General features: G+C 53.3%; 6 protein-coding genes. 2 read left to right on the top strand and 4 right to left on the bottom strand.

Annotated features, from left to right (window positions below; translation table 11 throughout):
• Window positions 1–128: 128 nt before the first annotated feature.
• Window positions 129–548, bottom strand: a complete 420-nt coding sequence (locus PG888_RS21900) for a universal stress protein (RefSeq protein ID WP_182939568.1) — start codon at window positions 546–548, stop codon at window positions 129–131.
• Between the two features lie 140 nt (window positions 549–688).
• Between PG888_RS21900 and PG888_RS23250 the strand changes: the two genes are divergently transcribed.
• Window positions 689–892, top strand: coding sequence for a Wadjet anti-phage system protein JetD domain-containing protein (locus PG888_RS23250; RefSeq protein ID WP_418133796.1), 204 nt, complete (start codon window positions 689–691; stop codon window positions 890–892).
• A 41-nt stretch (window positions 893–933) separates the two neighbouring features.
• A protein-coding gene (locus PG888_RS21895; protein WP_182939570.1) for an IS3 family transposase occupies window positions 934–2,084 on the top strand; the annotation gives its coding sequence in 2 pieces (ribosomal slippage) (window positions 934–1,171 and window positions 1,171–2,084; 1,152 coding nt in all).
• Window positions 2,085–2,150: 66 nt separating this feature from the next.
• On the opposite strand, the gene PG888_RS21890 is transcribed toward PG888_RS21895, so the two are convergent.
• From PG888_RS21890 to PG888_RS21880, 3 genes are all read right to left on the bottom strand, one after another.
• Window positions 2,151–3,176: a GGDEF domain-containing protein gene (locus PG888_RS21890; RefSeq protein WP_182939571.1), complete on the bottom strand. Its 1,026-nt coding sequence runs from the start codon at window positions 3,174–3,176 to the stop codon at window positions 2,151–2,153.
• 316 nt (window positions 3,177–3,492) lie between these two features.
• Window positions 3,493–6,408 carry an HD domain-containing phosphohydrolase gene (locus PG888_RS21885; protein ID WP_270694370.1) on the bottom strand — a complete coding sequence of 972 codons (2,916 nt, stop codon included), beginning with the start codon at window positions 6,406–6,408 and terminating at the stop codon, window positions 3,493–3,495.
• 258 nt (window positions 6,409–6,666) lie between these two features.
• The gene (locus PG888_RS21880) at window positions 6,667–7,767 is read right to left on the bottom strand and encodes a response regulator (protein ID WP_270694371.1); all 1,101 of its coding nucleotides are present in this window, start codon (window positions 7,765–7,767) and stop codon (window positions 6,667–6,669) included.
• Between the last annotated feature and the right edge of the window lie 96 nt (window positions 7,768–7,863).

Genomic DNA, 7,863 nt, shown 5'->3' with positions numbered 1-7,863 from the left:
GAAGGGTACCACCAATCAGCAGTTGGCCACCTCTCGCCATTCATCCATGAGTGTCGCACTTATTATCTGAATTCCCGTCTCGCATTCAAAGAAAGTCCATCTTGCCTATCTGGCGATGAATATCGAATCTATATATATTTATCTAACGGATAGATAAGTACAGGGATACACAGTTTTTTTATAAGCAGGGGCGTTAGTGAATAGTCGAACAAGTGTTGATGGTGGCCAATAACCAATAAATTTATTTTGCGTTGTTCTAACAGAGTTTGAAGGTCATTGCTGATATTATCGGTCAATAGCGTTTCTATCTCGGGCATTATATCTGTGCTTAATCTCCATTCATTTATCTTTTGCCTTATCGCTCGTTCTCGGTCACTGATTGAACTGCGTATATCCACGTTAAGAACGCGAGCATTTTCTTTTTGATTGAAAATGACATGGACTAAAGTCAATTTCCCATTTAATGTTTTTGCCAACGCTGTTGCATACTGGAAGAGATCATGTTCTCCATCCACTCCTTGCAACATAAGCATGATGTTATCTCTCATAATACCCCCATCTGTTTGTTTTAAACTCAGAGTTTAGCTATAACAACAACCCCTGTAATAATCAAGTTAACATCAATCGCCATTCGTAAAATAATGTTCTTTTTTAACAGGAATCAAGCTTAAATAGTTATTTCGGTTTGGTGGATTCGTATCGAAGAGTCTTGGCTATATGCCTATCGGTTTTGGTCTTGCATCAACAGGGTGATTTGGATACCCATGGATTTACCATCTTGTATCGAGCTCGTTCATATATTCCAGAGTGGCAGCCCGTGCAAATAGATGAAGACATCTTGCTTGGACATAAACCACCGCGGATGGGGGCTGAATCGCCCCCAGTTCCCTAGACACCTCACAGCCTTAAAATGAGGCAACTATTGGAGGTGTTATGACCCGTCAGCGTTATCCAGAAACATTCAAAATCGAAGCCGTTAAACAAATCACCGAGCGCGGACGGCTGGTGGCTGACGTTGCACGAGCCCTTGGGGTATCCAGCCACAGTCTGTATGCCTGGCTCAGGCAGTACGGCAAGCCTGCTGACCAGCAGCTCGAAGAGTCTGCCTTGCAAGCCGAGATCCGCCGCCTGAAAGCCGAACTGCGCCAGGTCACCGAGGAGCACAATATCCTAAAGGAGGCCGCCGCGTACTTTGCCAGCGAGTCAAGGAAAGGTACGCGTTCATAACCTCCCGACTCGGCCGGTACAGTGTCGTTACCCTGTGCCAGACCCTGGGGGTTCACCGAAGTGGCTTCTACGCGTGGCTGAAACAGCCCGCGTCGCCACGCCAGCAGGAGGACGAACGACTGATAGGATTGGTCAAGCAATCCTGGCTGGAAAGTGGTGCTGTCTACGGTTATCGCAAGATCCATCGCGACCTTCGTGACGCAGGGGAAGCCTGCGGCAAGCACCGTGTGGCCAAATTAATGAGGCGGGAAGGGCTGCGTTCGCAAACGGGCTATCAACGCCGTAAGGGGCATTATGGAGGCAAGAGCCCACAGACTGCCCCAAACACGCTGGCACGTCAGTTTAAGGTGCCAGCCCCCAACATCTCCTGGGTGACTGACATTACCTACATTCGCACTCAAGAAGGGTGGCTGTACCTGGCGGTGGTGCTCGACCTGTTCTCTCGCCAGATCGTCGGCTGGGCGATGAAGCCACGCATGACGGCAGACTTGGCGGTGGATGCACTCTTGATGGCCGTCTGGCGGCGCAAGCCCAAGCAGCCGGTACTGGTGCACTCGGATCAGGGCAGCCAGTTTACCGGTGGTGAATGGCAGGACGTTCTGAAGGCCCACAACCTGAGTTGCAGCATGAGCCGACGTGGCAACTGTCACGATAACGCTGTCGCCGAGAGCTTCTTTCAGTTGCTCAAACGGGAGCGGATCAAGCGCAGGATTTACGCGACAAGAGACGAAGCCCGCAGCGACGTATTTGATTATATCGAAATGTTTTACAACCCAATCAGGCGCCATGGTTCCAATGATGGGCTGTCGCCGGTAGAGTTTGAAAGGCAGTTTATTTTTCAGCAACAAAGTGTCTAGAAAACCAGGGGCGATTCACTATATCCTGGATGGTTTTTTATAACAGGGTAAAAAACTACCGGCCTATCAATGTCGTGGCTCAGCGATTCTGATGCAGTTACGGCCGGATGACTTGGCGGTGTAGAGCGCGGAATCAGCGAGTTTTACCAGCTCTGACGGTTGCCGGTGACTCGATGGCCTGAGGCAGGCGACACCCATGCTAACGGTCACCAGACCGGTGGCATTCTGTGCGTGTGGCTGCGCGAGTGCAAAAATGAGCCGCTGTATGTGTTGGGCAATATCATACGCAGATTGATGCTCGACATGTGGCAACAGGATGACAAACTCTTCTCCGCCGTAGCGGGCCACCAACTCCCCCGAGCGGCGTCCGGATTGTGCCAGTGTGTGGGCCAGCAATCGAAGGCACTCGTCACCGGCCACGTGGCCATAGAGGTCGTTGAACTGCTTGAAATGATCGATGTCGAGCATGATGAGTGCAATCGGCATCTCTGTCTGCAGGCACCACTCCCAGGCCTGGTGCAATGAGTTGTCGAACAGACGGCGGTTACCAATGTTGGTAAGCCCGTCGGTATTGCTGAGCGCTTCCAGTTTCCGGTTCGCTTCCGCCAGCTCTTTGGTTCTGAGTTCGATAATCAGCTCCAGTTCATGCTGGCGCTCCTCCAGATTGGTCATCGGGTAAATCTCGTTCTCGCGAGCCAGACCGTAAGGGATGGAGATACTGCTGTGAGCAATTTTCCATTCCATGGCTTCATGCCGAAAGATCAGCACCAGCCGGGCAGTTTGCCGAGACAGGATGGGTTCTGATTTTGGTAGATGGATATGGAAGAAGGCGGTGACAGCCACCACGTCAGCGGCCAGATCTTGCAGGGCTACATCGAGTATGTCCAGGCGGATCCTGTCCGGGATCTGGGCAAAATCGCGGCGAGTTATCCGAACCCACTCTTCTCGATTGGTAACCAGAACATCGCTGCTGCCTGCAAAACCGCTGAAATTGTCGCTAAAACGTGTTGTGAGCCGGTCATCCCGTGATGAATACATCTCGATGTACTCATCAAACAGTGAGCGGATCAACTGTTCCCGTTCAGTGGTCATTGCGCTGGATCCATGTGAAGTGGTCACGTTCTTTCAAACGTTCAAGTTAATGATAGTTAAGTTTGTTATTTTATTTGGCTATCTATCTTGATTTTTCTCGATTTCTTGTTCGATTTCCTCAATTGGCAAGTGTCCGTGGGGTCAGCCATAAACCCTGCCACAAACAAGGCTCCATGGAGAGGATTATCATGGCTGTCGGGTGAATCTCCTCTTCAGATCTATTGCGCATCGGGTTGACCACCGGTGTCAGACAGGCGGGGCTGCGTGCAGATCCCCAGACTGCACGCATCAGGTCACCCCATGTGCCTCGTGGCGGTCAATGGTTGGCGAGATAGGGGCTGATATCCACCTCGTCGATGAGCTCCGGGTTCATGTAACGCTCGGCATAGCGCAGGTAGACGCCAGAGCGGAGAAAGAGAGCAAACAGTTCGGGGTCGATATGGTGATCCTGCTGCATGAATCCCATGATGCGGATCGCCTCCGAAAGGGACTTGGCTTTCTTGTAGGGGCGATCGCCGGCGGTCAGCGCTTCAAAGATATCGGCGATGGCCATCATGCGGGCGGGGATGCTCATCTCGTCCCGTTTCAGCCGCTTGGGATAACCGCTGCCATCCATCTTCTCGTGGTGTCCCCCTGCGATTTCCGGCACCTGTTTCAGGTTGGCGGGGAAGGGGAGTTTTTCGAGCATGATGATGGTCTGGATCATGTGCTCGTTGATCTTGTAGCGCTCCTCGTCGGTGAGGGTGCCCCGGCGGATGGCGAGGTTGTAGATCTCGCCGCGGTTATAGAGGTATTCGGGGGTGTTGACCTGAAATCCCCAGGGGTTGTCAGGGGCAAGGCGGTCGCGGTTGCTGCGGGTGAAGAGGTGATCCGGCCGATCGGCCAGCAGCGGCTCGGTGACCGGCAGCGGTGACTCCACTTCCCGCTGTTTGCGCGCCAGCTCATCCTGAGAGATGCCAATCCGATCGGAGAGCGTGCGCTGCCAGGTGCGGCCTGCGATCTGCTGCAGCCTTGCAATATCCTCCGTGGCCATAAATTCGCCCCCTTCGTTGCAGCGGGCGATGAAGGCAAACTCCTCATCCAGCTGTTGCCACTGCTGTTGCAGCGTGGCCTGTAACGCGATTTCATCATCACCGTGGAGGCGTGCCTGCCAGTAGGCAATCTCGGCATCCCGTTTCAGCACTTCAAAGCGCATCCTGACCTCGTGAATGCGATCGCACAGGGTTTCCAGCTTGGTGGCCTTGTCGACCACAAATTCCGGGGTGGTCACCTTGCCGCAATCGTGCAGCCAGGCCGCGATATGTATTGCTTCCCACTGTTTTTCATCGAGCGAGAAGTGCTGGAATGGTCCCTCCCGGGCCTCACATGCCGCTTCTGCCAGCATCTTGGTCAGTTCGGGCACTCGTTGACAGTGGCCACCGGTATAGGGGCTCTTGGCATCGATAGCCCCTGCGATGAGCTGGATAAAGGCTTCCAGCAGATTGCGCTGCTCCTCCAGCAGTCGCTGGGTGGTGAGTGCCACGGCGGCGGTGGAGGAAAGGGCTTTGACAAAGGCCATCCGCTGCGGAGTCAGGGATTTTTGCTGTTCATCGATCAGAAACACCAGGGTGCCGAGCAGTAGGCCATCACGGTTTTTCAGGGCAATCGGCCAGAAGGTCAGCTGTGTGTCGCTCTCCTCGATGTAGGGAAACAGGATCTGCAATTCGCTGGAGACCAACGCAACCGGTTCCAGTTCCACCCCTTGCAAGCTCTGGAACAGTAGATGTTTTGGCTGATTGAGGGTTCCGATACTGTGGGTCGGCGTTTGCTCCTGCACCTCGCCATTCCAGCACAACCCCGCCAGATCCAGCGTCTTGTTGCCGCTATCGGAGAGATAGAGCATGCAGCCTGTTGCACCGGTCAGTTGCTGCATTTCGGTGAGCAGCCGCACCAGCAAGCGGGGGAAACTGGTCTCGCTGGAGAGGGAGGTGGAAAGCTGCAAAAAGCGCTGAATGGTTGATTTCATGTCGCCCATGGCCTGGGAGAGATCGATGATTTCAGCAATATAGGTGTTGACCCTGACCGGCTCGTTGAAGTCGAAGTGGGCTATTTTCCCTGCTTCTTGTGTCAGGGCATCGAGGGGCCTGGCGGCGGTTCTGGCCAGCTTGATGGCCGCGAGCAGGGCAAGGATCAGGAAGATACCCGACAGAAGGAAGGTCTGATTGCGAATGGTGATGGCCTTGGCCAGCAGTTCATCGACAGGCGCGGCAATCCAGAGTGATAGCCGTGATTCATCCGCTTCCGGCAGCTCAACATGCATACCTTGCCAATCGCGCTCTTCTGATTGAAACGTCAGTTTATCCATATGCTGACGTTGGCTGGCATCGATCAGATGTTGCAGCATGGGAAGGTCGGCTTCAGTGACTTTGGCTAGTCGAAATCCCCCCTTCTCACCGTGAATGATCATCCCGCCTTTATGGCTGGTGATCAGCTCCCCCTGCTCATTGACAATGGCCAGCCGCATATTGGGGGTGATCATGGCAGATTTGAGCAAGTGTTCGATGGAACGCAGATTTAGGCTCACTCCGATGATGCCAGCGCCGTTTTGCATCGGTTTGGCAAAGCTCAGGTACATCTCCTGAGAATCGAGCGAAATATAGGGGGGCGTCTGCACCAGTCGTCCGGCCTGCTTGGCCTGAATAAACCAGGGGTGTTCTCTTGCATCAAATGTGAGTCCTGATACCTGTTTGTGCGCGATGATGGCGAGGTTGTCGGCCAGCGCGAAGATATCCGTGAGGGTGGCTGCCTCCAGATGCCGGACACTTTGGACGATCCAGCGGGTATTGGCGGGAGGCGTCAGGTGTTGCACATCGGTGTCGGTCGGCCAGCGCATCAGCCAGAACATATCGCCGTTGTTGTAACCGGCATAGACCCCGTTGGCCGAGGGCTGCCCTGTTAGCAGGGTCGCCATATAGGGGATGTTGGCCATGCGTGCTGCCAGGGTGTCGGCTTCGGTCAGGCGCTGCTGGGAGAGCAGATTGACACTCAGGGCCGAGGAGCGGAACAGCCCTTCCAGCTCCTGCGTCGTCAGTTGGCCAATCAGGCTGAATCTCTCTTCCGCCTCATTCATCAACATGGTTTTGGTCTGCTGATATTGGTGACCAAGGGTGATCAGGGCAAACACCAGCAGCAAGCCCAGAAACAGGTGGGCAATGTGGACATACAAGGGGATAACGCGGCGAATGAGATTCATGTTATCTCCTTAATGGATGGGACGGCGGGATGGGACATAAAACAGATAACCCAACGGAATAATGGATGGCTTCATGGTGTTGGCCCTTCTTGCTGCATGCATGAAAATTTCCCGTTGCGTTAAACCGCCAGATGACGATGACCAGATGACGATGAATAGCAGGGTGGTGATAAATCCTTCGTGTTTTATTCGCGCATCGCAGAAGAGGAAAATAATCCGCGGCGATGTCATGGCTGGGCACGACGACGTGGACCCGGCTCACTCTGGATATGGGTTGAAATCCTCTTTTTGCGGGAAGTGCGCCGAGATATTCAGCAACCGGGTCTCTTCATCGAGCGACACCGTCACGGTGGCGCCATGGGCTTCCAGCATGATTTTGCCATGGTAGCCATTGCGACTGCGCGCATCTTTGTTATCGGAGGAGGTGGATTTATCGAACAGAGACAAGGCGTGGCTGAGATCCAGCAAGGTCGAGCTATCAATATTCAAGATAATGCTGTCAGGGTTTTTCAGACAGACAATCTCCACACAGGAGGAGGGGGTTGCATGTTCGCAGGCGAGCCGTATCAATATTTGAAACGCGGAATAACAGAGAAATTCGTCACCTGCGATGAACAGCTCGTCATAGAGATAATTTTTGGGTTTGGTCAGCTTGATATCGAGCTTTTTTCCGGCATAGAGATTTTTGAACTGCACCGAGAGCCGGTTGAAAATATCAAAGAGCTGGACTTTACCCGCTTTCAACACAAAGGAGCCGGTTTCAATCTGGTAGATCTCGGAGGCCAGACGGGTCAATGCCAGCGCATCGCCCACCGATTTTCTGGTGATGGAGAGCTGGGTTTTTTGGACCATGTTGAGCGTCGGGTCGGCGGCCAGCTCTTCCAGCAGGTGTAGCGCATTGAGCAGCGGCTCCCGGATTTCATAGCGGATATTGAACTCGAGGCTCTCTTTGAGCGCGTTGAGCTCAAGCATCTGATCGAACTCTTTTTGCAGATCTCTTCTGGCATGCACCAGCCGCATCAGATTGGCAATGCGAAAACGCAGCATCTCGATGTCGATCGGCTTGGTGATAAAATCGACTGCTCCGAGTTTCATCGCCCGTTTACGGGAATAGATATCATCCAGTGCCGTCATAAAGACGATGGGGATGTGCTCTGAGTGGGGATGTTCACGCAAAATTCTGGCGACATCGAATCCGTTCAGGTTGGGCATCATGATATCGAGCAGCACCAGATCGGGTGGATTATCCGATTGGCAGATCCGGATCGCTTTTTCGCCATCCTTGACCAGCTTGAGATGAAACTCTTTGCGAAATACCGAGGTGATCAGCATCAAATTATCTGGAATATCGTCAACCACCAGAATGGTGGGGCTGTCCTCTCAGAGATCCCCTCATTTTTAGAGACTCAAATAATTCCAAGTGTGCGGGTATATAAGCGGTGTTGCTTCAGGTAG

This window comes from Aeromonas sp. QDB23 (genome assembly GCF_027707745.1).
GTDB lineage: Bacteria > Pseudomonadota > Gammaproteobacteria > Enterobacterales > Aeromonadaceae > Aeromonas > Aeromonas allosaccharophila.
Note: the sequence above shows the minus strand (reverse complement) of the source record. Positions and strands in the feature narration are given on the sequence as shown.

What these genes read in the sequence shown, in the direction of transcription:
- PG888_RS21900 (WP_182939568.1), bottom strand. Translation starts at nt 548, where the DNA reads ATGAGAGATAACATCATGCTTATGTTGCAAGGAGTGGATGGAGAACAT.
- PG888_RS21890 (WP_182939571.1), bottom strand. Translation starts at nt 3,176, where the DNA reads ATGACCACTGAACGGGAACAGTTGATCCGCTCACTGTTTGATGAGTAC.
- PG888_RS21885 (WP_270694370.1), bottom strand. Translation starts at nt 6,408, where the DNA reads ATGAATCTCATTCGCCGCGTTATCCCCTTGTATGTCCACATTGCCCAC.